Origin of the sequence: Thermoanaerobacter sp. RKWS2, assembly GCF_026240795.1 — a bacterium.
GTDB lineage: Bacteria > Bacillota > Thermoanaerobacteria > Thermoanaerobacterales > Thermoanaerobacteraceae > Thermoanaerobacter > Thermoanaerobacter ethanolicus.
Genome location: NZ_CP110888.1, coordinates 1,826,074 through 1,851,632, shown reverse-complemented (window position 1 = coordinate 1,851,632; position 25,559 = coordinate 1,826,074). Strand labels below are relative to the sequence as shown.

The 25,559-nt window shown below is 34.3% G+C and carries 22 protein-coding genes, 2 tRNA genes, 1 other RNA gene and 2 pseudogenes; 26 read left to right on the top strand and 1 reads right to left on the bottom strand.

The annotated features are described in order from the left end of the window. Positions 1 to 37: 37 nt before the first annotated feature. From OEI98_RS09860 to OEI98_RS09830, 7 genes are all read left to right on the top strand, one after another. Entirely contained in the window at positions 38 to 694 is a 657-nt protein-coding gene (locus OEI98_RS09860; protein ID WP_003870211.1) for an iron-dependent repressor, read from the top strand. Positions 695 to 816: 122 nt separating this feature from the next. After that, positions 817 to 1,005, top strand: coding sequence for a ferredoxin (locus OEI98_RS09855; protein WP_003870210.1), 189 nt, complete (start codon positions 817 to 819; stop codon positions 1,003 to 1,005). Between the two features lie 83 nt (positions 1,006 to 1,088). After that, positions 1,089 to 1,316 carry an alpha/beta-type small acid-soluble spore protein gene (locus OEI98_RS09850; protein ID WP_003868666.1) on the top strand — a complete coding sequence of 76 codons (228 nt, stop codon included), beginning with the start codon at positions 1,089 to 1,091 and terminating at the stop codon, positions 1,314 to 1,316. A gap of 107 nt (positions 1,317 to 1,423) precedes the next feature. Next, positions 1,424 to 3,784, top strand: coding sequence for a Lon protease family protein (locus OEI98_RS09845; protein ID WP_003870209.1), 2,361 nt, complete (start codon positions 1,424 to 1,426; stop codon positions 3,782 to 3,784). Then, a complete protein-coding gene (gene queG / locus OEI98_RS09840) occupies positions 3,784 to 4,908 on the top strand; it encodes a tRNA epoxyqueuosine(34) reductase QueG (protein ID WP_004402132.1) in 1,125 nt (374 codons plus the stop codon). Before OEI98_RS09845 ends, queG begins: the two co-directional genes overlap by 1 nt. Before the next feature lie 5 nt (positions 4,909 to 4,913). Further along, the gene (gene nth, locus OEI98_RS09835) at positions 4,914 to 5,555 is read left to right on the top strand and encodes an endonuclease III (protein WP_019907822.1); all 642 of its coding nucleotides are present in this window, start codon (positions 4,914 to 4,916) and stop codon (positions 5,553 to 5,555) included. Between the two features lie 98 nt (positions 5,556 to 5,653). Next, positions 5,654 to 7,129: a VanW family protein gene (locus OEI98_RS09830; RefSeq protein ID WP_003870206.1), complete on the top strand. Its 1,476-nt coding sequence runs from the start codon at positions 5,654 to 5,656 to the stop codon at positions 7,127 to 7,129. A 46-nt stretch (positions 7,130 to 7,175) separates the two neighbouring features. On the opposite strand, the gene OEI98_RS09825 is transcribed toward OEI98_RS09830, so the two are convergent. Further along, entirely contained in the window at positions 7,176 to 7,598 is a 423-nt protein-coding gene (locus OEI98_RS09825) for a Fur family transcriptional regulator (protein WP_003870205.1), read from the bottom strand. Between the two features lie 172 nt (positions 7,599 to 7,770). Between OEI98_RS09825 and OEI98_RS09820 the strand changes: the two genes are divergently transcribed. From OEI98_RS09820 to deoD, 19 genes and pseudogenes are all read left to right on the top strand, one after another. Then, on the top strand, positions 7,771 to 8,595 hold the full coding sequence (locus OEI98_RS09820; protein WP_003870204.1) for a Cof-type HAD-IIB family hydrolase: 825 nt from the start codon (positions 7,771 to 7,773) through the stop codon (positions 8,593 to 8,595). 18 nt (positions 8,596 to 8,613) lie between these two features. Continuing rightward, positions 8,614 to 8,886, top strand: a complete 273-nt coding sequence (locus tag OEI98_RS09815) for an acylphosphatase (RefSeq protein WP_003870203.1) — start codon at positions 8,614 to 8,616, stop codon at positions 8,884 to 8,886. A gap of 108 nt (positions 8,887 to 8,994) precedes the next feature. Next, positions 8,995 to 10,359, top strand: a complete 1,365-nt coding sequence (gene rpoN, locus OEI98_RS09810; RefSeq protein ID WP_003870202.1) for an RNA polymerase factor sigma-54 — start codon at positions 8,995 to 8,997, stop codon at positions 10,357 to 10,359. 137 nt (positions 10,360 to 10,496) lie between these two features. Next, positions 10,497 to 11,519, top strand: coding sequence for a sugar-binding transcriptional regulator (locus OEI98_RS09805; protein ID WP_004402130.1), 1,023 nt, complete (start codon positions 10,497 to 10,499; stop codon positions 11,517 to 11,519). A 48-nt stretch (positions 11,520 to 11,567) separates the two neighbouring features. After that, the gene (gene gap, locus OEI98_RS09800; protein WP_004402128.1) at positions 11,568 to 12,575 is read left to right on the top strand and encodes a type I glyceraldehyde-3-phosphate dehydrogenase; all 1,008 of its coding nucleotides are present in this window, start codon (positions 11,568 to 11,570) and stop codon (positions 12,573 to 12,575) included. A 65-nt stretch (positions 12,576 to 12,640) separates the two neighbouring features. Next, a complete protein-coding gene (locus tag OEI98_RS09795) occupies positions 12,641 to 13,822 on the top strand; it encodes a phosphoglycerate kinase (protein WP_004402126.1) in 1,182 nt (393 codons plus the stop codon). Between the two features lie 13 nt (positions 13,823 to 13,835). Continuing rightward, entirely contained in the window at positions 13,836 to 14,582 is a 747-nt protein-coding gene (gene tpiA / locus OEI98_RS09790) for a triose-phosphate isomerase (protein WP_028986121.1), read from the top strand. A 12-nt stretch (positions 14,583 to 14,594) separates the two neighbouring features. Then, complete coding sequence (gpmI, locus tag OEI98_RS09785) at positions 14,595 to 16,139, top strand: 2,3-bisphosphoglycerate-independent phosphoglycerate mutase (protein ID WP_004402121.1); 1,545 nt, start codon at positions 14,595 to 14,597, stop codon at positions 16,137 to 16,139. Positions 16,140 to 16,177: 38 nt separating this feature from the next. Beyond that, positions 16,178 to 17,467, top strand: coding sequence for a phosphopyruvate hydratase (eno, locus tag OEI98_RS09780; RefSeq protein WP_003870196.1), 1,290 nt, complete (start codon positions 16,178 to 16,180; stop codon positions 17,465 to 17,467). 357 nt (positions 17,468 to 17,824) lie between these two features. After that, positions 17,825 to 18,064 carry a preprotein translocase subunit SecG gene (secG, locus tag OEI98_RS09775; RefSeq protein WP_003870195.1) on the top strand — a complete coding sequence of 80 codons (240 nt, stop codon included), beginning with the start codon at positions 17,825 to 17,827 and terminating at the stop codon, positions 18,062 to 18,064. A gap of 83 nt (positions 18,065 to 18,147) precedes the next feature. Then, the gene (locus OEI98_RS09770; protein WP_266037548.1) at positions 18,148 to 19,161 is read left to right on the top strand and encodes a deoxyguanosinetriphosphate triphosphohydrolase; all 1,014 of its coding nucleotides are present in this window, start codon (positions 18,148 to 18,150) and stop codon (positions 19,159 to 19,161) included. Between the two features lie 136 nt (positions 19,162 to 19,297). Further along, positions 19,298 to 21,087, top strand: a pseudogene (dnaG, locus tag OEI98_RS15110) (DNA primase). 31 nt (positions 21,088 to 21,118) lie between these two features. Next, a pseudogene (rpoD, locus tag OEI98_RS09750) lies at positions 21,119 to 22,191 on the top strand (RNA polymerase sigma factor RpoD). Between the two features lie 48 nt (positions 22,192 to 22,239). Beyond that, positions 22,240 to 22,314, top strand: a tRNA-Asn gene (locus tag OEI98_RS09745). A 6-nt stretch (positions 22,315 to 22,320) separates the two neighbouring features. Further along, positions 22,321 to 22,396 (top strand) — tRNA-Ile (locus OEI98_RS09740). A gap of 64 nt (positions 22,397 to 22,460) precedes the next feature. Continuing rightward, positions 22,461 to 23,165 (top strand): tRNA (adenine(22)-N(1))-methyltransferase, encoded by a 705-nt coding sequence (locus OEI98_RS09735; protein WP_003870192.1) that lies wholly within the window; start codon positions 22,461 to 22,463, stop codon positions 23,163 to 23,165. Continuing rightward, positions 23,125 to 24,240 carry a Nif3-like dinuclear metal center hexameric protein gene (locus OEI98_RS09730; protein ID WP_003870191.1) on the top strand — a complete coding sequence of 372 codons (1,116 nt, stop codon included), beginning with the start codon at positions 23,125 to 23,127 and terminating at the stop codon, positions 24,238 to 24,240. The genes OEI98_RS09735 and OEI98_RS09730 overlap by 41 nt, the downstream gene beginning before the upstream one ends. A 77-nt stretch (positions 24,241 to 24,317) precedes the next feature. Continuing rightward, positions 24,318 to 24,666, top strand: an RNA gene (rnpB, locus tag OEI98_RS09725) — RNase P RNA component class A. Between the two features lie 150 nt (positions 24,667 to 24,816). Further along, on the top strand, positions 24,817 to 25,518 hold the full coding sequence (gene deoD, locus OEI98_RS09720) for a purine-nucleoside phosphorylase (RefSeq protein ID WP_003870190.1): 702 nt from the start codon (positions 24,817 to 24,819) through the stop codon (positions 25,516 to 25,518). Positions 25,519 to 25,559 lie beyond the last annotated feature (41 nt).

Sequence of the window (25,559 nt, the reverse complement as noted above, 5' to 3'; positions counted from 1 at the left end):
TATAAATTTAGATAGTATTACTTAATGGGGTGTTGAAATGCTGACAAATAGGAGGGTGGAATTTTTAAAAACACTGACTGAACTTTATGATTCAAAAGGTGAGCCCGTTCACTATACAGATGTGGCGCAGGCAATGAAAATTAGCAAATGGACAGCTTATGATATTTTAAAGGAATTAGAGAAAGGTGATTTTGTTAAGACCGAGTATTACCTTGGGGAGGAAAAAAGCCAAGGAAGATCTACTTTAAGATTTCTACCAACAGAAAAAGCTTATGAAATATTTAAAAAAGCGAATAAAGATGAATGGAATTCCCTAAGAGATACTTTGATTAAAAAAGTAAAAAATAGTAAGCCTAATTCTCTTGAGGAAATATTAAATGAGATGTTTCAGGCTACTAAGCCTATAGAATTTTGTGCATATGCTATTACTGCATTTTTACTAAAACTTAGGATGGCGGGAGGTCTTTCCATGGAGAGTATAGAAAATTTACTGGCCTCTGTTAATCCTACTTCTTCTTTAGTTTTATTTGTAGGAGCAGTATTAGGTGTTTTGTTGTACACTAAAGTAAAGAGCGATATAGACAAAAAATTGGCTGAAAACATTCAAAAGTTTTATATCAATTTAAATAAACTGAATTCGCAAGATGTCAATTTACTCAATAACTTTTTGAGAGAACTCCTTGCAATTGTATAAGGCTATATGCCTTATTTTTTTGCATATTTTCAAAGAGAAAGTTAAAAACTATTGAAGCAATGGAAGGTTAATGATATAATGTATGTGTAAAATTTTACATAAAAAGATTAGGAGGTAATGGTATGAAAGTTTATGTCGACCAAGACGAATGCATAGCTTGTGGGGTTTGTATAGACATGTGCCCAGATGTTTTTGACTGGAATGATGAAGGGAAATCCCATGCAATTGTAGATGAAGTTCCAGCAGATTTAGAAGATTGCGTAAGAGATGCAATGAGCTCTTGTCCTACAGAGGCAATAAAAGAAGAATAACCCGGATTTTTCCGGGTTTTTTCATACATTTTTAAAGAAGCTTTAGGGGAAAATATTGATAAAACGAAATATGGAGGGTTTTTATGGGGAAAAGAAAAAAGTTATACCCTAAAGCTGAGGATGAGTTAGATTCTTTGAAGCAAGAAGCTGCTGAAGAGCTTAATTTAGATGATGATATTGAAAAACGCGGATGGGAAAACATGACTACAAGAGAAGTGGGTAAAATAGGAGGAAACATGGTAAAGAAAATGATAAAATTTGCAGAAAAAGAAATGGATGAAAGAGACGGAAAAATTGATGAAGAAGATTAATTGGCTGGAGGACTATCCTTCAGCCAAAATTTATTCTTTGTGTAAAAAGAGGAAAAATTGATTTGTTGGCGAATAATTATTATTAAAAAGATTGGGTGGGTGTTGTTATGGGAAAGTTGAGTTTTAACAGATTAAAAAGATATGTAAATCCAGAAGTTTTTGATTTTGACACAACTGAAGAAATCCCTCCATTAGAAGGAATAATAGGACAAGACAGAGCGAAAAAGGCAATGGAATTTGGAATTAAAATAAAACAGAAAGGTTACAACATATTTATAACAGGAATAACTGGAACTGGTAAAACTAGTTTTGCCTCCAGTTACATAAAGAAGATTGCAAGAACGGAAGAAAGGCCAAATGATTGGGTTTATGTATATAATTTTGAAAAACCTGCTCAACCAATAGCGATAGAATTACCAGCTGGAATGGGCAAGCAATTCAAAAAAGACATGGAGGATTTTGTGGAACAACTCCAAAGGGATATACCTAAAGCTTTTGAATCGGATTCTTATGATATGCAAAAGAGTGAGATAATAAAGAAATACCAAGAAAAAAAGAGTGAGCTAATGGAAGAATTAAATACGCTTGCAAAAAGTTTTGGATTTGTCTTAAAAGATACTCGCACAGGTATTATAAGCATTCCTGTTATAGAAGGAAGGCAAATAAGTCAAGAAGAGTTTCAACAGTTAGATGAAGAAGTAAGAAAGGAAATTGAAAAAAGAGCTGCAGAATTTGAAGTAAAAGCTCTTCAAATATGGAAGGAAATACAATCTATTGACAAACAAGCGAGAGATGAAATTAAAAATTTGGACAATAATATAGGTCTCTTTGCTGTAGGTCATTTGATTGAGGATTTAAAGGGGAGATATAAAGTAAATGAAAGTGTGCTAAAATATTTAGAAAGCGTCAAAAAGGACATCTTAGAAAATATTGGAAGTTTTAAGAGTACTGATGGAGAAGATATGCCATTTCCTCTTTTGATGAGGAAAGAAAAAGCCTTTTTAAAAAAGTACATGGTTAATTTGCTTGTAGACAATAGCAATACTGACGGTGCTCCAGTTGTGTTTGAGTATAATCCTAACTATAATAACATAATAGGAAGTATAGAATACGAAAGTGACTTTGGAGTTGCTACAACGGACTTTACTAAAATAAAAGCTGGAGCATTACATAGAGCAAATGGCGGTTATTTAATTTTGCAAGCAAAAGATCTGTTATCTTATGCTTATGCTTGGGATGCTTTAAAAAGGTCTTTAAAGACGGAAAAAATTATAATTGAAAATATATCTTCTCAATATGGATTTTTGTCAATTTCTTCTTTAAAACCAGAGCCTATAAAGTTGGATGTAAAGGTGATTTTAATAGGTACCCCTTATCTTTACTATTTGCTTTACAATTATGATGAGGACTTTAGCAAACTTTTTAAAATAAAAGTAGATTTTAACGAAGAGATGGAGCTAAATGAAGAAAATATGAAAAATATGGCTTCTTTTATAAAGACCCACTGTGTAGAAAACAATTTAAAGCCCTTTGACAGGGAAGGTGTTGCAAAAGTTATAGAGTATAGTACTAGACTTTCTGAGGACCAGGACAAATTAACTACCCGCTTTAACGAAATTGTGGAAGTATTGTATGAGGCAGATGCCTGGGCAGGTTTGGAAGGAAGTCAAGTAGTTACAGGAGTCCATGTTAAAAAGGCTATAGAAGAAAAAATAAAGAGGGTAAATAAGCTAGAAGAAAAAGTTTTAGAATATTTCAAAAGGGACATATATCTTGTTGATGTTGAGGGAGAGAGAGTAGGAGTTGTCAATGGATTAGCTGTTATAAATTTAGGGGATTATGAATTTGGTAAGCCTTCAAGGATAACTGTCACCACATACCCAGGGGAAGAAGGGGTTGTAAATATTGAAAGAGAATCAAAAATGAGTGGTAGAATACACGACAAAGGAGTTATGATATTGACAGGTTATTTAGGGAGTAAGTTTGCAAAAGATTTCCCTTTGACCCTCTCTGCTAGAATCGTTTTTGAACAGTCCTATGAAGGAGTAGAAGGAGATAGTGCTTCCAGTACAGAACTTTATGCACTCCTTTCCAGCCTTGCAGAAGTTTCTATAAAACAGGGAATTGCCGTAACAGGGTCAGTCAATCAATTTGGGGAGGTACAACCGGTGGGAGGAGTGACCCATAAAATAGAGGGATTTTACAAGGTTTGTAAAGAAAAAGGTTTGACAGGGGAGCAAGGAGTAATAATTCCTCATCAAAATGTCAATAATTTGGTTTTAACAGAAGAAGTTATAGAAGCAGTTAAAGGAGGGCTTTTCCACATCTACAGTGTAAAAACAATTGAAGAAGGGATAGAAATTTTGACAGGAAAAAGCTTTGAAGAAATTTACGATAAAGTTTATAGAAAGCTTAAATATTATTATGGATTATTGTCTAATAAAAAAGAAGATAAAGGGGATAAATAGTGGATTGTGTAACTAAGGAAGAGATAAAAAAATTTGCACAACAAATTGGCATTGACTTAGTAGGTTTTGCAAGTCCTGATTGTTTGAAAGAATATAACAATTTTCTAAAAGAAAGAGAAAATTTAGGCTATAGTTGTTCTATTGAGGAGAGAGATATTCAAAAAAGAATCTCTCCTGAATTTATTTTGCCTGAAGTGAAATCTATTATAGCCATAGCTTTATCATATAATGTGGAACATGAGATTAAATATTATAGTAGAAGCTATGGTATAATTTCAAGAAGCAGCTGGGGAGTAGATTATCATAAAGTTTTAAAAGAGAAGATGGAAAAACTTTCTGAATTTATAAAATCAAAATGCCAAGAAGTAAAAACAGTATGTTTAGTGGACAATAACCCGCTTTTAGAAAGAGAAATTGCCTACCATGCAGGGATAGGGTGGTTTGGGAAAAATGGACTTATAATAAACGATGAATATGGTTCATATATTTTTTTAGGAGAAATACTCATAAACAAATATTTTGAGTCGGATGCACCGCAAAAAACTAAATGTGAGGATTGTAATTTGTGTATAAAAGCTTGTCCTACAAATGCTATAGCTGAACCTTATATAATAGATGCCAATAAATGTTTGTCTTATATTACAGTCAAAAAAGGCAAAATAGAAGAAAAAATAGCTAAAAAAATGGGCAGAAGAATATATGGCTGTGATACTTGCCAGCAAGTGTGTCCTTTTAATAAAAGAGCAAAAAAGGTAGTAAGGCCAGAATTTGTACCGGATAAGTTACTGCCAAGACATGACTTAATAGAAATTTTAAATATGTCAAAAAAGGAATTTGCAGAAATTTTTGGACCAACTTCTTCCTCTTGGAGGGGAAAAAGTATTATAATAAGAAATGCTATAATTGCTTGTGTCAATACAAAGGAAAAAAGTTGTATAGAGCCTATAAAAAACTTGTTAAAGTCACAAAGTCCTCTTTTGAGAGGATATAGTGCATGGGCTCTTTCTCATTTGTGCGACAAAGATAAAGAAGTCGTGGTTGAAATAAAGGAAGCGTTAATTGAAGAAAAAGATGAATTTGCTAAAGAAATGATGGCAAAAGCGATAAATAGGTTAAAAGGGTGAGGAAATTGCAAATAACAAAGGAAGAAGCCTTAAAAGTCATAGAAATACTAAAAAATACTTATCCTAATGCTAAGTCAGGGCTTAAATTTACTAATCCGTTTGAGCTTTTAATTGCCACAATTTTGTCAGCGCAGTGTACAGACAAAAGAGTGAATATAATTACTGACAGGCTTTTTAAAAAGTATAAAACGCCGGAGGATTTTTTAAAGCTTACTCCTGAAGAGCTTCAAGAGGAAATAAGGGAATGTGGTTTGTATAGGAATAAATCAAAAAGTATATTAGAGACATGTAAAATTTTAAAGGAGAAATACGATAGCAAAGTGCCTGAAACTTTAGAGGAATTGTTGACATTACCGGGTGTGGGGAGAAAGACTGCCAATGTAGTTTTAAGCAATGCTTTTTCCAAACAGGCTATAGCAGTGGATACTCACGTTTTCAGAGTGTCCAATCGCATAGGTCTGGCGGACAGTAAAGATGTTTTTACAACAGAGAAGCAGCTTATGGAATTAATACCAGAAAACTTATGGTCTTTATCTCACCACCTTTTAATTCATCACGGAAGAAATTTGTGCACAGCGCGAAAACCTAAATGTGATGAGTGCCCTGTAAATCATCTGTGTTTGTATTTTAAAGGAAGGAAAAATTAATATTTTCGTAACCTTTTTAAGAAATTATTAATTGTATTATAAAGCTAATTGTAATATTATACTATTGTAAATGGAAGAAAGGAATAGGAGAGAAGCAAATGCAAGCAAAGGGTGGTACTAAAAAAAATAATTATTTTTATATTGCAATTATTTTATTGCTTTTGGTTTTCTTATCATCTTCTTTTGCGTATTTTTATTTAATGCTTAATTCTAAAGTTATTGCAAAGGGGATTTTTGTAAATGGCATAAGCATAGGAGGGATGACAAAAGAGGAAGCGGTAAACTTTCTTAAAAATAAGATAAAACTTCCTTCTTTTTCCATTACAGCTAAGTATCAAGACAAAGATTTTGTTATCACATCAGAAGATATCAATTTATCTTATAGCTATCAAGAAATGGTAGATGAAGCTTACAAAATAGGTAGAGAAGGAAATCCTATTGAAAGAGTGAGAGAAATTTATGTGACAGAAAAAGAGGGAAAGTATTTTAGCTTTTATCCCAAGTACGATGAAAATAAATTAAAAGAGTTTGTTGATAAAATTTCTCAAGAGATTGATAAAGAGCCAGTTAATGCGAAAATAAAAATTACAGGAGGAGTAAAACAAATTACACCAGATGTAGAGGGTGTAAAAGTTGATAAAGAGAAAACTTTAAAAAATCTAAAACAGCTTATAGATGAATTAGTAAAAGGAAAGACAGAAAAGACAGAAGTAGAGATTGTAGCGGAGAAAGTTGAAGCAAAAATTTCAAAATCAATGTTAGAAATGATAAATGGACGAATTTCCACTTTTTCTACAGTATTTAATCTTCAAGATGTAAACCGTTCGGGGAATTTAGCAGTGGCGGCAAGAGCCGTAAATGGAACATTGCTTTTGCCAGGAGAGACTTTTTCTTTAAACAAAACTTTAGGTCCAAGAATTATAGAAAATGGTTATAAAGAGGCACCAGTGATAGTAGGAAACAAGCTTGTACCAGATCTCGGTGGAGGTGTGTGCCAAATTGCTACAACCTTGTATAATGCAATTTTACGAGCGGATATAGCAATTACTGAAAGATACCATCACAGTTTTCCGGTAGCTTATGTACCACCAGGACAAGATGCTACTATTTCGGGAGATGTTTTAGATTTAAAATTTAAAAATTCTACTCAATATCCCATATATATTGAATCCTACATAGAAGGCAACAAATTAGTAATGAACATATATGGTTATGTGAAAAATCCTTCAAGATGGATAGATATTCAGTCAGAGATTGTTGAAAAATATGAGCCTAAAATAAAATATATAGATGACCCGACCTTGCCTCAAGGAGAAGAGGTTGTGGATATACAGCCCCATACTGGCTATAAAGTCAATACATATCGTTTGATTTATGAAAATAACAAATTAGTTAAAAGAGAATTTTTATATACAGATGTGTATAAGCCAGTAGATGGAGTAATTAAAAGAGGAACTAAAAAAGTAGAAAAATCTAAACCTATAGACGAGGAAAAAAAGGATGGAAGTGGTGATTTCACTCCAGAACAAGAAAGTCCACCTCAGGATAGTGCGCTCCAGCCTACCAACCCTTAATTTCTTAAAAAAATTCCCACTTTCTATTTAAAAAGTGGGAATTTTTTTAATTGCTAAGCTTCTTTTGACAAGCAGGGCAATAACCATAAAAATATAATTTTTGTTCTACCAGTCTGTAATCTGTGTGCTTTTTCACTTCTTCTATGAGATTTTGAAGAACAGATTCATCTAAATCTTCTACTTTGCCACAGCCCAGGCATACCAAATGAGGATGTGAGTTTGTATTAGCATCATATCGGAAACTGCCTTCTCCTACGTTTAATTCTTGAATGAGCCCTATATTTTTTAAGACTTCTAAAGTTTTATATACAGTAGCTAAACTCATTGTAGGAAAATCAGAGGCAAGCTTTTTGTATATAGTTTCTGCTGTAGGATGTTCTTTTGTATTTCTAAGCAGATTAAGTATTGCTAATCTTTGAGGTGTTACTTTAAGCCCTTTTTGCTTTAAGAGGGCAGCAGCTTCCTCCATTATATCACTCCATTTCACAAAAGATAATATTTTTCTTTTGATATTTTGTGTCTTAATTATATCTCTATTCATTAATAATGTCAATTGTTTTTGAACAAGTCGGCGATATGGCAATTTACAGTGATATAATGTATAATATAATTGAACACAATAAATTAAGGAGTTGAAAGGAATGCAATACAAATTAATTGCCATCGATATGGATGATACTCTTTTAAGACACGATAAAACTATATCTAAAGAGAATATAGAGGCATTACATAAAGCTCGGGAAAAAGGAGTATATGTGGTAATATCTACAGGAAGGGTTTTTGCTTCCGCTTATGCATATGCAGATATGATTGGTTTTAGAACTTACATAATTGCAAGTAATGGTGCTTTGATAAGGGACCCTAACAATAATACTATTTATGAAAGTATTTTAAACTATGACAGTATGGTAGAAATTATAAAGGTTTGTCAAAAATATAATACATATTTTCAGCTTATAAGTGACACGACAGTTTTTTCGCCAGAGATTACAAATAAATTTCAAAGATACGCTGAGTGGAATGAGCTTTTTAAAACAGAATTAAAAGTAAATGTTAAAGAGATAAAAGAGCCATTAGAAGACATAGATAAACTAAAAGACAGTGTTTTAAAAATCATAGTTTTTAATGATGATATTGAGGTATTAAAAAGCATAAGAGAAGAATTGTCAAAAAATGATTCAATCCAAATCACCAGTTCCTACATGGACAATATTGAAATTGTCAACAAAGGAGTTAGCAAAGGAAGGGCTCTTGAAATTTTGGGAGAATATTTAAGTATAAAAAAAGAAGAAATGATAGCAATAGGAGATAGTGAAAATGATATTGAAATGATCAAGTTCGCAGGGTTAGGAGTAGCAATGGAAAATGCGATTGAAGAAGTGAAAAAGGTAGCAGATTTTATAACAAAGTCTAATATGGAAGATGGTGTAAAGTACGTTATTGATAAATTTATATTAAAACAATAAAAAGAAAGGAGTATTTTTATGAAAAAAACTGTATACTTGCGCATAACCGGACATGTGCAAGGGGTGGGGCTGAGGTATTCTGTGTATCAAAAGGCAGTTTCTTTGGGAATTGCAGGTTATGCGGAAAATCTTTATGATGGCAGTGTAGAAGTTGTTGCAGAAGGGGAAGAGGAAAGTATTAAAGAATTGATAAATTTTATTAAAACAGGTTTGAGATGGGCAAAAGTAGATAATGTAGAAGAAAGATGGTCGGATTACAAAGGGGAGTATCGGGATTTCCGGATTTATTAGTTGCTCTTTTTTTATTCAATAAAACGTTTAAATGTGATATAATAATTAAAAAATAGTTTTACTATTTTAATGAGTTAATTTATTAATAGCGATTGAGGGTGCATGAATATGAGGATGGAATTCGATTTAAAACTTCAACAAACTCAAAAACTTATAATGACTCCTGAACTAAAACAGGCTATTGAGATTTTACAATTAAATTCCTTAGAACTTAATGCTCTTATAGAACAGGAATTAGAGACTAATCCTCTTCTTGAAAAAGAAGAAGTTATCGAAGAAGATATATATGAATCTAATGATTTTACTGAGTTGGCTAAATATATACGAGAAACAGAAGAGAGAATGTATTATGATGATTCCGATGATGAAGAAATAGAAGAAGTCAATTATGAAAACTTTGTGTCCACAAAGCCTTCTTTGACTGACCACCTTTTGTTCCAACTTCACATAACCCCTGTTTCTCCTAAAATCCAGAAAATATGTGAATATATAATATTTAGTCTAAGTCCGAGTGGTTATTTGAGAGAGGATATAAAAGATATTGCGGAAATTCTGGAATGTACTGAAGAAGAGGTATTAGAAGGATTATCTATAGTTCAATCTTTTGACCCCCCAGGAATTGCAGCACGTAATTTGCAAGAATGTTTAAAACTTCAGCTTTTAGCCCAAGATAGTTACAAAGGCATTGTAAAAGAATTGGTAGACTATCATCTTGAGGAAATTGCTGAGGGGAAGTATTCATACTTAGCAAAGTTGTATAATATTTCCCTAAAAGAAGTACAACAAGCTGTAGATTTTATAAAAAAACTCAATCCTAAACCGGGAAGCAGCTTTTCTTCTACAGCAGATGTTAGATATATTGTACCAGATGTGGAGGTAATAAAAAGAGAGGGAGAGTATTTTGTTATAGTAAACGATTCAGTCACTCCTAAGCTCAAGATTAATAATTACTATCATTCTATTTTAAATAGCCATGATGAAGAAGCTAAAAAATATATAAATTCAAAACTGCAATCAGCCATGTGGCTTATAAAGAGTTTAGAAAGTAGAAAAGAAACTTTGTATAAAGTAGTTAAAGCAATAGTGGAGTTACAAAGGGATTTTCTTGACAAAGGTATCAATTACTTAAAGCCTATGACACAAAAACAAATTGCTGATATTGTAGGTATCCATGAATCTACTGTCAGCAGAGCTATAAATGGGAAATATGTTGCGACTCCAAGAGGGCTTTTTGAACTAAAATTTTTCTTTCAATCTGGAATTTCTAATAAAAATGGGAATGAATTTTCTGCTGAAACTATTAAAAATCTCATAAAAAAATTGATCGAAGAAGAAGATCCAACAAATCCTTTAAGTGACCAGAAAATAGCGGATATTTTAAAAGAAAAAAATATTAATATTTCAAGAAGAACAGTGGCAAAATATAGAGAGGAATGCAACATTCCTTCTACTATCAAAAGAAGAAGATATTAAATGGGCATGTAAATGCCCATTTAGGCTATTGAAAAAGCTTTATTAATAGTATAAAATAGTTAATGTAAATACTTTTTATGAAATGTGGGACATTTATAGAATAACGGGACTTTAACCGTCCTGAAGAGGGAAATGGCATGAAAGATATTATAGCTTTACAACAAAAGATAGTACCAGAGTTAATAGATTTACTTCAAAAGAGATATACTATAATGCGAAACATATATTTTAATCAACCCATAGGGCGAAGGGCACTTTCACACCAGTTGAATATGGGGGAACGAATAATTAGAAGTGAGGTATCCTTTTTGAAGGCTCAAGGTTTGGTGGATATAAATCCGATGGGAATGACTATCACCAAAGAGGGAGAAGAATTAATTGAGAACTTGAAAGATTTTATACATGAGCTTAAAGGGCTTAACAATATTGAAAGTTTGTTAAAGGACAAGCTGGGTATTGAGAAGGTCATAGTTGTACCAGGAGATATAGAACAAGATCCTATGATAAAAAAAGAATTAGGAAAATCAGCGGCGAATTACCTAAAAACTATAATAAATTATGACAGTATTATTGCTTTAACTGGTGGTTCAACTGTCTTAGAAGTTGCAAATGGTATGCCTCAACTTTATTCCCAATCAAACATAGTAGCTGTGCCAGCCCGTGGTGGATTAGGCCGGGAAGTAGAAAAGCAGGCAAATACAATCGCTTCAATTTTAGCTAAAAAACTTGGCGGTACATACAAGATGTTGCACGTGCCGGATAATTTGGGCAAAGAGGCGGTAAAGAGTCTCATCAAAGAGCCGGATATAAAAGATGTAGTAGAAACCTTGAAAAAAGCAGATATTTTGATATTTGGAATAGGTCGCGCAGATATAATGGCAGAGAGAAGGAATTTACCACAAGATATTAGAGATTTTTTAGAAGGGAACAATGCTACAGCTGAAGCTTTAGGATATTATTTTGATAGAGAAGGAAAAGTGGTCTATGCAACGCCAAGCATTTTCTTGACTTTAGAAGACCTGAAGTTTGTTAAAAATTTAATAGCAGTATCTGGCGGAAAAGGTAAAGCAGAAGCTATTGTTTCTACTTGCAGAAGTGGCAATGTACAAGTGCTTGTCACTGATGAAGGAGCTGCATTTGAGATTTTAAAAATTGTTTAAAACACCTTTTCAGGTGTTTATAAAATAAAAATCAAGGAGGAATACATAATGGGTGTTAAAGTTGCTATCAATGGTTTTGGAAGAATTGGAAGAAATGTATTCAGAGCTGCATTTAAGAAAAATGTTGACCTTGAATTTGTAGCTATCAACGATTTAACAGATGCAAAAACATTGGCTCATCTATTAAAATACGATTCTACTTTTGGTAAATTTGAAGGAGAAGTATCTTATACGGATGATGCGTTAATTGTAAATGGCAAGGAAATTAAAATTTTCAAAGAAACTGACCCTGCAAAGCTTCCATGGAGAGAATTGGGAGTAGACATTGTAATTGAATCCACAGGAAGATTTACAAACAAAGATGATGCTATAAAGCACATCCATGCTGGAGCTAAAAAAGTTATAATTTCTGCACCTGCTAAGAATGAGGACATAACAATTGTTATGGGTGTTAATGAAAACATGTATGACCCAGCTAACCATCATGTAATTTCAAATGCTTCTTGTACAACCAACTGCTTAGCACCAATAGCTAAGGTTATTAACGACAAATTCCGCATTAAAAAAGGTATGATGACAACAGTTCACTCTTACACAAATGACCAAAGAATACTTGACTTACCTCACAGCGATTTGAGAAGAGCAAGGTCTGCGGCTATGTCAATAATACCTACTACAACAGGTGCAGCAAAGGCTATTCACTTAGTAATTCCTGAATTAAAAGGAAAAATGAATGGTTTTGCGATGAGGGTTCCAACTCCAGACGTATCTGTTGTTGATCTTGTTGCAGAAGTTGAAGTACCTGTTACAGTTGAAGAGGTTAATGCAGCATTAAAAGAAGCTTCTGAAACATATATGAAAGGCATTTTAGGTTATTCTGAAGAGCCATTAGTTTCAATGGACTATAAAGGAGACGACAGATCTTCTATAGTTGATGCACCTCTTACAATGGTAATTGAAGGAACATTAGTGAAAGTTGTTTCTTGGTATGACAATGAATGGGGTTATTCCAACAGAGTTGTTGACCTTGCAAAATATATTGCTGACAGACTCTAAGTAGTAAAGGGTCCGTGTCCTTTGTGGACCGGACCTTTAAATCCTAATATAAGGAGGTTTTTGTGATGAAAAAGACAGTGCGTGATATAGATGTGGCGGGAAAAAGAGTTTTAGTGAGAGTAGATTTTAATGTGCCTATGGATGAAAACAAAAATATAACAGATGACACTCGTATAAAAGCAGCACTTCCTACTATTGAGTATTTAATAAATCACAATGCTAAAGTAATACTGGTATCCCATTTAGGAAGACCAAAGGGCAAAGTAAATCCAGAATATTCTTTAAAACCTGTTGCAAAAAGGTTGTCAGAGCTTTTAGGCAAACAAGTCATTATGGCAGAGGATGTAATTGGAGATGATGCTAAAACAAAAGCAGCTGCATTAAAAGAAGGAGAAGTATTGCTTTTAGAAAATGTGAGATTCCACGCAGAAGAAGAGAAAAATGACACTCAATTTGCAAAAGAGTTAGCTTCTTTAGCAGATATATATGTAAATGATGCTTTTGGCACAGCTCACAGGGCCCATGCTTCTACAGCAGGCGTTGCAGCTTATTTGCCGGCAGTATCAGGCTTTTTAATTGAAAAAGAACTTACTATTATGGGAGAAGCTTTAGAAAATCCAAAGAGACCATTTGTCGCTATATTAGGAGGAGCTAAAGTTTCTGACAAAATAGGGGTTATAACAAACCTATTAGAAAAAGTAGATAGCCTTTTAATTGGCGGTGGTATGGCTTACACCTTTATAAAAGCAAAAGGATATGAAATTGGTAAGTCGCTTTTAGAAGAGGATAAAATAGAGTTAGCTAAAGAATTAATGGAGAAGGCTAAGCAAAAAGGTGTTAATTTGATGCTTCCTGTTGATACAGTTATTGCTAAAGAATTGAAATCAGGCGTACCTTATGAAGTAGTCGATATAGACAAAATGCCTCAAGACCAAATAGGAGTAGACATTGGACCTAAGACTATTGAAGAATACTCAAAAGTGATAAAACGCGCCATGACAGTAGTGTGGAATGGGCCTATGGGAGTTTTTGAAATTCCTGAGTTTGCAAAAGGTACAGAGGCTATTGCGAAAGCTTTGAGTGAATGCAAAGGTACTACTATAGTAGGCGGTGGTGATTCTGCAGCTGCTATAGAGCAATTAGGATATGCGGATAAAGTCACTCATATTTCTACTGGAGGAGGAGCTTCTCTAGAGTTTTTGGAAGGCAAAGTATTGCCAGGAATTGATGTTTTAAATGATAAGTAAAGGGGTGTTTGTTTTGAGAAGACCAATAATTGCAGGTAACTGGAAAATGCACATGACCCCTTCTGAAGCGGTGAAGTTAGTTGAGGAATTGATACCTCAAGTGAAAGACGCAAAAGCAGAAGTTGTAGTAATACCTCCTTTTGTGGACTTGACAGAGGTAAATAAAGTAATTCAAGGTACTAATATTCTTCTCGGAGCACAAGATATGTTTTGGGAAGAAAAGGGCGCATATACGGGGGAAATTTCACCTTTAATGCTTAAAGAGATTGGGGTGAAATATGTTGTAATAGGCCACTCTGAAAGAAGGCAGTATTTTGGTGAGACTGATGAAATGGTGAATAAAAAAGTTTTATCCGCTCTATCTCACGGCTTAAGTCCTATTGTGTGTGTAGGAGAATCTCTTTCTCAAAGAGAAGAAGGAAAAACTTTTGAAGTAGTTTTAAATCAAACTAAAGAGGCTTTAAAAGGTGTTTCACACGATGATATTGTAAATGTAGTAATAGCTTATGAGCCAATTTGGGCTATAGGTACTGGCAAAACTGCTACAGCTAAAGATGCCAATGAAGTGATAAAAGCTATAAGGAATACTATAGCTTCCCTTTATGGAAAAGAAAAAGCAAGTTTAGTTAGGATACAGTATGGGGGGAGTGTAAAGCCCGAGAACATTTCTGAACTCATGGCAGAGAGCGATATAGACGGGGCTTTAGTAGGGGGAGCAAGTCTTGTAGCATCAGATTTTGCAAAGATTGTCAATTATTAAGGAGAGGATTATATGCCTGAAAAATTAACCATGCTAGTTATACTGGATGGGTTTGGACTATCAGACAAAAAAGAAGGAAATGCAGTATATCAAGCTAATACTCCAAATTTAGATTTTTACTTTAAAAACTATCCCCATACGATTCTTTCCGCCAGTGGCCTTGCAGTAGGACTTCCTGAGGGACAAATGGGAAACTCAGAAGTAGGGCACTTAAATATTGGAGCGGGAAGAATAGTATATCAAGAACTTACGAGAATTAGTAAAGATATAAAAGAAGGTACCTTTTTTAAGAAAAAAGAATTTTTAGATGCGATAGAAAATGTAAAGAAAAACAACTCAAAACTACATCTTTTTGGCCTTTTGTCAGATGGAGGGGTTCACAGCCACATAACTCATTTATTTGCTTTAATGAAATTGGCAAAAGAACATGGGTTAAAAGAAATATATATTCATGCTTTCTTAGATGGAAGAGATGTTCCACCCGCTTGTGCAAAGGAATATATAAAGCAGTTTGAAGAAGAGTCAAACAGGATTGGCATAGGAAAAATTGCAACGATTTCTGGAAGATATTATGCAATGGATAGAGACAAAAGATGGGATAGAACTAAAAAGGCTTATGATGCAATAGTGTTGGGAAAAGGTGTTTATGCTAATTCACCAATGGAAGCAATAGATATAGCTTATTCAAAAGACCAAACTGACGAGTTTGTAGAACCAACGGTAATTTTAGAAAATGGAAAGCCAGTTGCTACGGTAGAAACGGGGGATTCTATAATATTCTTCAATTTTAGACCTGACAGAGCAAGGCAACTTACCAGAGCTTTTATTGACGAGGTATTTAACCATTTTGAAAGAGAAAAAGGGTATTTGCCTGTATTCTTTGTGTCTATGACGCAATATGATGAAACCTTTGAAAACATACATGTGGCGTATAAGCCAGAAAGACTGGAGAATACTCTTGGTGAATACTTAAGTAAAAAAGGGATTAAACAGCTTAGAATTGCAGAAACAGAAAAATACGCCCATGTGACTTTCTTCTTCAACGGTGGCGTAGAAGAGCCAAATGAAGGAGAAGAAAGAATTTTAGTTCCTTCGCCTAAAGTAGCTACTTACGACCTAAAGCCAGAAATGAGCGCTTATGAGGTTACAGATACTGTAATACCTAAGATTATGTCAGATCAATATGGCTTTATTCTTTTAAACTTTGCAAATCCTGATATGGTAGGGCATACAGGAGTTTTAAATGCTGCAATAAAAGCGATTGAAGCAATAGATGAGTGCCTTGGAAGAATAGTAAATGCTGTTCAAAGTGTAGGAGGGACAATAATTATAACAGCTGACCATGGCAATGCGGAAGAGATGATTGACCCTGTGACAAAAGAGCCACAGACAGCTCATACTATAAACCCAGTTCCATTTATTGTTATAGGTGAGGGAGATATTGATTTAAGAAAAGATGGGATACTGGCTGACATTGCTCCTACAATTTTGGACATAATGAAACTACCAGTTCCTAAAGAGATGACGGGAAAATCTTTAATCATTGGAAGAAGATAAAATTTAAAATAAAATTTAAAAAGAAAGGAGAAATTGTCATGTCATCAATAATTGATATTTTTGCAAGAGAAATACTTGACTCCCGTGGAAATCCCACAGTTGAAGTAGAGGTAGAGTTAGATAGCGGTGCCGTAGGAAGAGCTGCTGTGCCTTCAGGGGCTTCTACAGGAGCTTTTGAAGCAGTTGAGTTACGAGATGGAGATAAATCAAGATATTTGGGAAAAGGAGTGCTAAAAGCTGTTCAAAATGTCAATGACATTATTGCTCCTGAGCTAATTGGCATGGAAGCACAAGACCAAGTAGCAATTGACAAAGCGATGATTGAACTAGATGGAACTCCCAATAAGAGCAAATTAGGAGCAAATGCTATCTTAGGGGTATCTTTGGCAGTGGCAAAGGCAGCAGCTGAGGAATGTGGTTTACCTTTGTATCAATACATTGGTGGAGTAAATGCAAAAACTCTTCCTGTGCCAATGATGAACATATTAAACGGTGGAAAACACGCTGATAACAATGTAGATATACAAGAGTTTATGATAATGCCTGTTGGTGCTCCAAACTTCCGTGAAGCATTAAGAATGTGTTCAGAAGTTTATCACAATTTGAAAAACGTGTTACATTCTAAAGGGTTAAGTACAACAGTTGGTGATGAAGGAGGTTTTGCTCCCAACCTTACCTCAAATGAAGAAGCTATACAAGTCATATTGGAAGCTATAGAAAAAGCGGGATATGTGCCAGGAGAAGATATAGTATTAGCATTAGATCCTGCTTCAACAGAGCTTTATAAAGAGGATGGGAAATATCATTTTGAAGGAGAAGGAATTGTAAGAACCCCCGAAGAAATGGTAGATTTTTGGGAACAACTTGTTAACAAATATCCTATTGTCTCTATTGAAGACGGTCTTGCAGAAGAAGACTGGAATGGATGGAAACTATTGACTGAAAGATTAGGCAAGAAGATACAGCTTGTAGGAGACGACTTATTTGTAACGAATACTCAAAGACTTTCAAAAGGTATAAGCATGGGAGTAGCAAATTCAATCCTTATAAAACTCAATCAAATAGGAACTTTAACAGAAACTCTTGATGCTATTGAAATGGCAAAAAGAGCAGGATATACAGCTGTTGTGTCTCACCGCTCAGGAGAGACAGAAGATTCAACAATTGCAGACCTTGTAGTTGGAGTAAATGCAGGGCAAATTAAAACTGGAGCACCTGCAAGAACTGACAGAGTCGTAAAATATAATCAGCTTTTAAGAATTGAAGAAGCTTTAGGAAGCACAGCTCAATATCTTGGCAAAAATGCTTTTTACAATGTAAAAAAGTAATTAAAAGGGGATCCAAATGGGTTCCCTTTTTTAATAGTCCGTGTAAAATTATAAGTTAGGTAATATTGCTGACATTTTGCACAAGAGAAGCGACTTGACAGCCCGGCACTCAACCGAAAATGTTAAAAAAGGAGAATAAGAGAAAGGACCAGCCCGTTCAGTTGAGTGCCGGGAAACTTAGCGAGACCGAAAGACGGAAGCGGGGCCGAAGCCAAGGATGGCGGAGGCGGGCAACTATTAACTTTTGACACACACTTTTTAATTAAACCTCTTGATTAAGAGATACATTATGATATAATATAGTATGTGGTATTGTGTTTTTGACAGAGCAAAAATTAGAGATAAGGCGGTGTAAATATGCTAAAAACTGTACTTATGGTTATACAAATTTTGGTTAGCATTTTCTTGATAGTAGTTATACTTTTACAAAAGGGCAAAAGTGCAGGTATTTCTGGTGTAATTGCAGGAGGAGCAGAAACATTTTTTGGGAAAAATAAAGCTCGAACTATGGAGGGGACATTAGAAAGGCTTACAACTATAGCGGCGGCGTTGTTTATAATTTTGTCTATGGTATTGACTATAATGATGGCTAAATAAAAAAGACAGTGCATTTAGAAATGAAAAAACCCTTTATGGGTTTTTATTTTTACCACCACAAATAAAAAAGGCTGGGTGGTCAAATGAAAATTAGAGAAATTACAGAGGAATTAGAATATCAGCTGCTTTCTCCTTATGCGACAAAAAGCCGTGAAACTCGCGGCAGGGATAAAGAAGAGGAAAAATGCGATATAAGGACAGAATTTCAAAGAGATAGAGACAGGATTATTCATAGCAAAGCTTTTAGAAGATTGAGCCATAAAACACAAGTCTTTATTTCTCCAGAAGGTGACCATTATAGAACAAGGCTAACTCATACTTTAGAAGTAGCTCAGATCGCAAGAACAATTGCAAGAGCTTTGAGGTTAAACGAAGATTTGACAGAAGCTATTGCTTTAGGTCATGATTTAGGACATACTCCTTTTGGCCATTCTGGTGAGGAAGTTTTAAATAGACTTTTAAAAGATGGCTTTAGACATAATGAACAAAGCATTAGAGTGGTTGAGGTTTTAGAAAATGATGGAAAGGGTCTTAATTTGACTTGGGAAGTTAAGGATGGCATATGTAACCACTCTACCGCAGGAAATCCTCAGACTTTAGAGGGACAAGTAGTACAAATTTCTGATAAAATAGCATACATTAATCATGATATAGATGATGCAATAAGGGGAAAAGTTTTAAAGCCGGAGGATTTGCCAAAAGATTTAATAGGAATTTTGGGAGCTAAGCATAGTAAGAGAATAGATACAATGGTAAAAGATGTTATAAATAATAGCTTAGGGAAGCCAAGAGTTTCAATGAGTAAAGAGATTTATGAGGCTACTTATAGCTTGAGGGATTTTTTATTCAAAAAAGTTTATATTGGGTCAAAAGCTAAAAAAGATGAGGAAAAAGCCAAAAGAGTAGTAGAGCAATTGTTTTATTACTTTTATGACAATATTGACAAGATGCCTCAAGAATTTATAAAACTTGCTGAGATTTATGGAAGAGAAAGAGCTGTTGCTGATTATATTGCTGGTATGACAGACAAATATGCTCTTTTAAAATACAAAGAGATTTTTTTGCCCAGTCCTTGGTTTGAGCAAAATATTTTTTGATTTTAATAAAAATTTAATAAAACCAAAGAAGGATTTTTAAATCTTTTGTCGAATATATATTGGTCGCTACTAATAAATTAATTTGGTAAAGAGGAATTTAACAATTTTTGTCGAATAGAATAATTAGGTGATATTGATGGCTTACTCAAGAGAAATGATTGAAAAAGTCATAGAAGCAAATGACATAGTAGATGTTATATCAGAGTATGTAGAACTAAAAAAAGCGGGAAAAGAATTTAAAGGTCTGTGTCCTTTTCATAGAGAAAAAACCCCATCTTTTATGGTCAGTCAAGAAAAACAGGTTTATCACTGTTTTGGCTGTAATGCCAGTGGAAATGTTGTTACTTTTATAATGGATATTGAAAATTTGACTTTTAAAGAAGCAATTGAATTTTTAGCAGATAGAGTGGGAATAACTCTTGAAGAAAGCCAACTAAGTGATCAGGAGTACCGAAGAAAGAAGCTTATTGACGAAATATATAAAATAAATAAATTAGCAGCTATGTATTTTTATAATAAGCTTTTTTCTGAAGAAGGTAGACAGGCTTTAGCTTATATAAGAAAAAGAGGTTTGACAGAAGCAACGATAAAAAAATTTGGAATAGGTTATTCACCACCTCAAGGAAATGGACTTTTAAATTTTTTAAAGGAAAAAGGCTATACAGAAAGTTTTCTGGTAAAGGCGGGACTTTTGTCTCAAAAAAATAACCGCTATTACGACAGGTTTAGAAATAGAGTAATGTTTCCTATTATAGATGTAAAGGGTAATGTTATAGGTTTTGGAGGCCGCTCTATTGATGATAGTTTGCCTAAATACTTAAACACTCCGGAGACAGAGGTCTTTAAAAAAGGCAAAACGCTATTTGCAATAAATTTTGCTAAAAAACTCAACAAGACAAATTTATTATTGTAGAAGGATACATGGACGCTATTTCCTTACACCAAGCTGGAATAGATTGTGCTGTAGCATCTTTAGGAACCGCTTTGACAGGGGACCAAGCAAGACTCATAAAAAGGTATAAAGGAAATGTTGTAATTGCTTATGATGCGGATGAAGCTGGTATTAGTGCCGCATTAAGAGGACTTGACATTCTTGATGAATTGAATTTAAATATAAAAGTACTGACTATTCCTTATGGGAAAGACCCTGATGAGTTTATAAAAAAAGAAGGAGTAGAAGCATTTAATCAATTAATAGAAAATGCCGATAGTTTAATTGAGTTTAAAGCAAAGGTATATAGAAAAAATCTCGACCTTGATAACCCTCAAGATAGAATAATATATGTTAAAAAAATTGCAAAAGATATTGCAAAACTTTCTGATGAAGTGAAAAGGGAAGTCTATATTTCTTCAGTGGCTAAAGTTGCTCAAATATCTGAGAATGCAGTGAGAACAGAGGTTGCTCGTTTTGTCAATAGGGAAATTGAAAAAAATCAAAAAAATATGTATATGGCTGGCAAGATAAGGCATAATATATACAGTAGCAGTAGTAAAATATCACCAGAAAAGTACTTAATTGCATTGCTACTGTATGATAATAATCTTTACAAAAGGGTGAAAGAAACAATTACTGCCGATATGCTGGAGAATGTTAAATTAAAGCCAATTTTTGAAGAAATAATGTCAAGGTTGGAGGATGGGAAAAAAACTCAAATAAATGATATTGTTTATTTATTACAAGACGAAAATCTCATATCTGATTTTAACGATATTATTAAAGCTTTTTACGAGAGTGAAAATATTACTGAACAAGCTATTGATGATATTATAAACAAGATTCTCATTAACAGTTTGGCAGTTAAAAGAGAAAAGATTAAAAGAGCCATCAATGAAGCTCATATGTTGGGGGATATAGATAAAGAAAGGCAACTTTTAATAGAATTACAAAATTGTGAAAAGGAGATGCTAAAGATAAAAAATGGCTAAAAAGAAAGAAACCCATAGGGAGGGGAAACCTATGAACAACGAAGAATTGTCTAAAGAAGCCATTACAGAACTTATCAATAAAGGAAAAAAACTGGGATGCTCACCTACAATGAGATAATGGATTCTTTAGAAGATATTGATTTAAATCCTGACCAAATTGAGAAGGTATATGATGCTTTTGAAGACATGGGAATTGAAATTGTTGGGGAAGAACCTCGTCAGGAAGAAATAACTGAAGAAGATTTAGACTTAGACCTTTCTCTTCCTGAAGGAATCAGTATAGATGACCCTGTGAGAATGTATTTGAAGGAGATAGGCAAGATTCCTCTTCTCACTCCTGAAGAAGAGATTGAATTGGCAAAAAGAATCGAACAAGGAGACGAAGAAGCTAAAAAAAGACTTATAGAAGCCAATTTAAGATTGGTTGTAAGCATAGCAAAAAGATACGTAGGAAGAGGAATGCTTTTCTTAGATTTGATACAAGAGGGAAATTTAGGGTTACTCAAAGCAGTTGAAAAATTTGACTATAGAAAAGGCTACAAATTCAGTACTTATGCCACATGGTGGATAAGACAGGCTATCACAAGAGCTATTGCAGACCAAGCAAGAACCATAAGAATCCCTGTACACATGGTAGAAACTATCAACAAATTGATAAGAGTTCAAAGGCAATTGCTGCAGGAATTAGGTCGCGAACCTACCCCTGAAGAGTTGGCAAAAGAGATGGGTATGCCAGAAGAAAAAGTAAGAGAGATAATGAAAATAGCGCAAGAACCTGTATCTTTAGAAACTCCTATTGGGGAAGAGGAAGACAGCCACTTAGGAGATTTTATACCCGATGAAGATGCACCAGCTCCAGCAGAAGCTGCTGCTTTTACAATGCTAAAAGAACAATTGATGGATGTTCTTGATACTCTAACGCCAAGGGAAGAGAAAGTACTAAGACTTAGATTTGGCCTTGATGACGGCCGAGCAAGAACTTTAGAGGAAGTAGGAAAAGAGTTTAATGTTACAAGAGAACGCATAAGACAAATTGAGGCAAAAGCATTAAGAAAATTGAGGCATCCCAGCAGAAGCAAAAAATTAAAAGATTTCCTTGATTAAATAAGCTTCTTGACAATGGGGCAAAAATCTGTATAATTATTATTGTATTCCTCAGTAGCTCAAGGGTAGAGCAACCGGCTGTTAACCGGTAGGTTGTAGGTTCGAATCCTACCTGAGGAGCCACTTTTTGGGCCTTTAGCTCAGCTGGCAGAGCGGTCGGCTCATAACCGATTGGTCCGGGGTTCAAATCCCTGAAGGCCCACCATTTTGATAAAAAAGCATTTAGCTTTAAATGCTTTTTTATTTTTTTATACTTTTAGGAGGATTACATGAAACTTACAGAGCGATTAGGGAAAATTGCTGAATATATTCCTCATGGGTCAAAAGTTGCAGACATAGGTACTGACCATGGTTTTATTCCTGTTTACCTTATTGAAAACAAAATAGCTACCTATGTCGTTGCTTCAGATTTAAATAAAGGTTCCTTAAATAAAGCTGTAAAAGAAGTTCAGAAGCGAAATTTGCAATCTTTGATAGACACAAGGTTAGGGAATGGTCTTAATGTTTTATCTCCAGGGGAAGTAGACGTAGTTGTCATTGCAGGTATGGGAGGAATTTTGATTACAAAAATATTAGAGGAAGGAAAAGATACTGCAAAAACTATTAAGAAATTTATACTTCAACCTATGAGAGATTCAACATATTTGAGGAAATACTTAATAGAAAATGGATATAAAATTTGTGATGAGGAATTAGTGAAGGAAAATCAAAAATATTATGAAATAATAGTAGCAGAACATGGTAGACAAAAAGTCAAAAATGACATATATTATCAAGTAGGGGAAAAACTCATACAAAAAAAACATCCACTGTTAAAAGAATTTTTGCAGTATAAAATCGACAAAATGAAGAAAATCATAAATAAACTTCCTGAAACCAATGAAAAGCGTAAGCAATTAGAGGAAAAAGTAAAGAAATTCGAGGTGTTGATAAATGGGCTTGAAATGCCAAGTAATAGCTTCCATAATGGATAAACTTGCACCGCGTAAATTTGCTGAAGAGTGGGATAACGTGGGATTATTAATAGGAGATGGTTCTAAAGATATCTCAAAAGTTTTAGTAGCTTTGGATGCTACTTCTGAAGTAATTAAAGAAGCGGTTGACAAAAAAGTAGATATGATTGTAACTCATCATCCGTTAATTTTTAAGCCAATAAAAAATGTCAGAGCTGATAATCCAGTGGGCTCATTGTTAATACAACTTATTAAAAATGATATCTCGCTTTATGCAGCCCATACCTCTTTTGATATAGCTCCAAATGGGGTGAATGATATTTTGTGTAATGTCTTAGGAATATACGATAGGGAAGTTTTGGATGTCACTTATTCCGAAGGATATAAAAAAATTGCAGTTTATGTGCCACAAGGATATGAAGAAGTGGTAAGAAATGCTATGTGCAGTGCAGGCGCTGGTTTTGTTGGGAATTATAGTGATGCTACTTTTCAGGCGCGAGGCATTGGAACTTATAGACCTTTAGAAGGAACAAACCCATTCATTGGTGAAACAGGGAAACTAGAAAAAACAGAAGAAGTAAAGATAGAAACTATAGTACCTCAGAGATATTTAGAAAAAGTGGTAACTGCAATGCTGAATGTTCATCCCTATGAAGAGGTTGCTTATGATATTTATTCTTTGGAAAATGTTAAAGAAGAATATGGGCTTGGAAGAATTGGAATTATTTCAGAAACTACTTTGCAAGAATTAGCTTTACAAGTAAAAGCAAAACTTAAAATTAATAATTTAAGAGTGGTAGGAGACCTAAATAAAAAGATCAGAAAAGTGGCTGTATGTGGTGGAAGCGGTGCAAGTCTTATTCACAAAGCTGTTTCTAAAGGAGCGGATGTTTTAATAACAGCAGATATTGGCTATCACGATGCAGTAGAAGCCCAACACCTCGGATTGGCTTTAATTGATGCTGGACATTTTGCTACGGAGAATATTGCAGTCAGGTTTATTGCAGAATATATAATCGATGAAACTCAGAAACAGGGACACGAAATAGAAGTATTAATTAGTGAAAGTCAAAAAGATCCTTTTATGTATCTATAATTAGGTTGACAAAAACAGATATATATGATAATATATACTCGACTGATATTAGAAAAATATATATGAAATAACGCATGTGAGTAAGTCGGATGGCCGCGTGCGATTTCGCACGAGGAAAGTCCGAGCTCCACAGGGCAGGGTGCCGGGTAACACCCGGTGGAGGCGACTCCAAGGAAAGTGCAACAGAGATATACCGCCTGGCACTCAACTTGTTTAGTGCCAGGTAAGGGTGGAAAGGTGAGGTAAGAGCTCACCAGGGACCAGGCGACTGGTCTGCTCTGCAAACCCCACCTGGAGCAAGGCGAATAGGAGGGAGTAGGTGGCCCGCCGTTTCCCTCGGGTTATGCCGCTAGAGGTGTCAGGCAACTGACCCCCTAGATAGATGGCCATCCTCGACAGAACTCGGCTTATAGACTTGCTCACATGCATTTAAAATACCATGATTTTGTGGTATTTTTTATTTTTTATTTATACAAAATTAAAAAATTGTTTGGTCCATAAATTTTTGTTTGATTTAAAAGCTGTTTTTTGCTAATATTATATATGGGCAAAACTATTATAGAAGGAGAGATTCAGATGAGCATACATATTGGTGCTAAAGAAAACGAAATCGCTCAAACAGTGTTATTGCCAGGAGATCCTTTAAGGGCTAAATACATAGCAGAAAATTTTCTTGAAGATGTAAAATGTTACAATGAAGTTAGAGGAATGTATGGTTTTACAGGATATTATAAAGGGAAAAGAGTGTCAGTTCAAGGGACAGGCATGGGAGTACCTTCTTTATCTATTTATGTAAATGAGCTTATAACCAGTTACAACGTGAAAAATCTTATAAGAATAGGTACTTGTGGTTCTTTGCAGCCAGATATCAAACTCAGAGATATAGTAATTGCCATGAGCTCTTCAACAGACTCTGCAATAAATAAGATTAGATTTAATGGCATGGATTATGCTCCTACAGCAAGTTTTAAATTATTGAAAAAAGCCTATGATAAAGCAATGGAGTTAGGAATACAACCTAAAGTAGGAAATATTCTTACAACGGATACTTTTTATAATGATGACCCAGACAGTTGGAAACTATGGGCGAAGTTTGGTGTTTTGGCAGTAGAAATGGAAACTGCAGGACTATATACTTTGGCTGCTAAGTACAATGTAGATGCTCTTACAATATTGACAGTGAGCGATAGCTTGGTTACCGGAGAAGCAACGACAGCTGAAGAAAGGCAAAAGACTTTTATGGACATGGTGAAAATTGCACTAGAAATAGCTGAATAATTTTTTAAAAGAGGATAACCTTGTTTATCCTCTTTTAAAAT

Excerpts from the sequence above, each read along its gene's own strand:
- OEI98_RS09825 (WP_003870205.1), bottom strand. The coding sequence starts at position 7,598 with ATGGAGGAAGCTGCTGCCCTCTTAAAGCAAAAAGGGCTTAAAGTAACA.
- OEI98_RS09845 (WP_003870209.1), top strand. The coding sequence starts at position 1,424 with ATGGGAAAGTTGAGTTTTAACAGATTAAAAAGATATGTAAATCCAGAA.
- OEI98_RS09820 (WP_003870204.1), top strand. The coding sequence starts at position 7,771 with ATGCAATACAAATTAATTGCCATCGATATGGATGATACTCTTTTAAGA.
- OEI98_RS09860 (WP_003870211.1), top strand. The coding sequence starts at position 38 with ATGCTGACAAATAGGAGGGTGGAATTTTTAAAAACACTGACTGAACTT.
- OEI98_RS09735 (WP_003870192.1), top strand. The coding sequence starts at position 22,461 with ATGAAACTTACAGAGCGATTAGGGAAAATTGCTGAATATATTCCTCAT.
- OEI98_RS09730 (WP_003870191.1), top strand. The coding sequence starts at position 23,125 with ATGGGCTTGAAATGCCAAGTAATAGCTTCCATAATGGATAAACTTGCA.
- OEI98_RS09795 (WP_004402126.1), top strand. The coding sequence starts at position 12,641 with ATGAAAAAGACAGTGCGTGATATAGATGTGGCGGGAAAAAGAGTTTTA.
- gap (WP_004402128.1), top strand. The coding sequence starts at position 11,568 with ATGGGTGTTAAAGTTGCTATCAATGGTTTTGGAAGAATTGGAAGAAAT.
- OEI98_RS09805 (WP_004402130.1), top strand. The coding sequence starts at position 10,497 with ATGAAAGATATTATAGCTTTACAACAAAAGATAGTACCAGAGTTAATA.
- OEI98_RS09855 (WP_003870210.1), top strand. The coding sequence starts at position 817 with ATGAAAGTTTATGTCGACCAAGACGAATGCATAGCTTGTGGGGTTTGT.
- OEI98_RS09815 (WP_003870203.1), top strand. The coding sequence starts at position 8,614 with ATGAAAAAAACTGTATACTTGCGCATAACCGGACATGTGCAAGGGGTG.
- eno (WP_003870196.1), top strand. The coding sequence starts at position 16,178 with ATGTCATCAATAATTGATATTTTTGCAAGAGAAATACTTGACTCCCGT.
- deoD (WP_003870190.1), top strand. The coding sequence starts at position 24,817 with ATGAGCATACATATTGGTGCTAAAGAAAACGAAATCGCTCAAACAGTG.
- OEI98_RS09830 (WP_003870206.1), top strand. The coding sequence starts at position 5,654 with ATGCAAGCAAAGGGTGGTACTAAAAAAAATAATTATTTTTATATTGCA.
- gpmI (WP_004402121.1), top strand. The coding sequence starts at position 14,595 with ATGCCTGAAAAATTAACCATGCTAGTTATACTGGATGGGTTTGGACTA.
- rpoN (WP_003870202.1), top strand. The coding sequence starts at position 8,995 with ATGAGGATGGAATTCGATTTAAAACTTCAACAAACTCAAAAACTTATA.
- OEI98_RS09770 (WP_266037548.1), top strand. The coding sequence starts at position 18,148 with ATGAAAATTAGAGAAATTACAGAGGAATTAGAATATCAGCTGCTTTCT.
- secG (WP_003870195.1), top strand. The coding sequence starts at position 17,825 with ATGCTAAAAACTGTACTTATGGTTATACAAATTTTGGTTAGCATTTTC.
- OEI98_RS09850 (WP_003868666.1), top strand. The coding sequence starts at position 1,089 with ATGGGGAAAAGAAAAAAGTTATACCCTAAAGCTGAGGATGAGTTAGAT.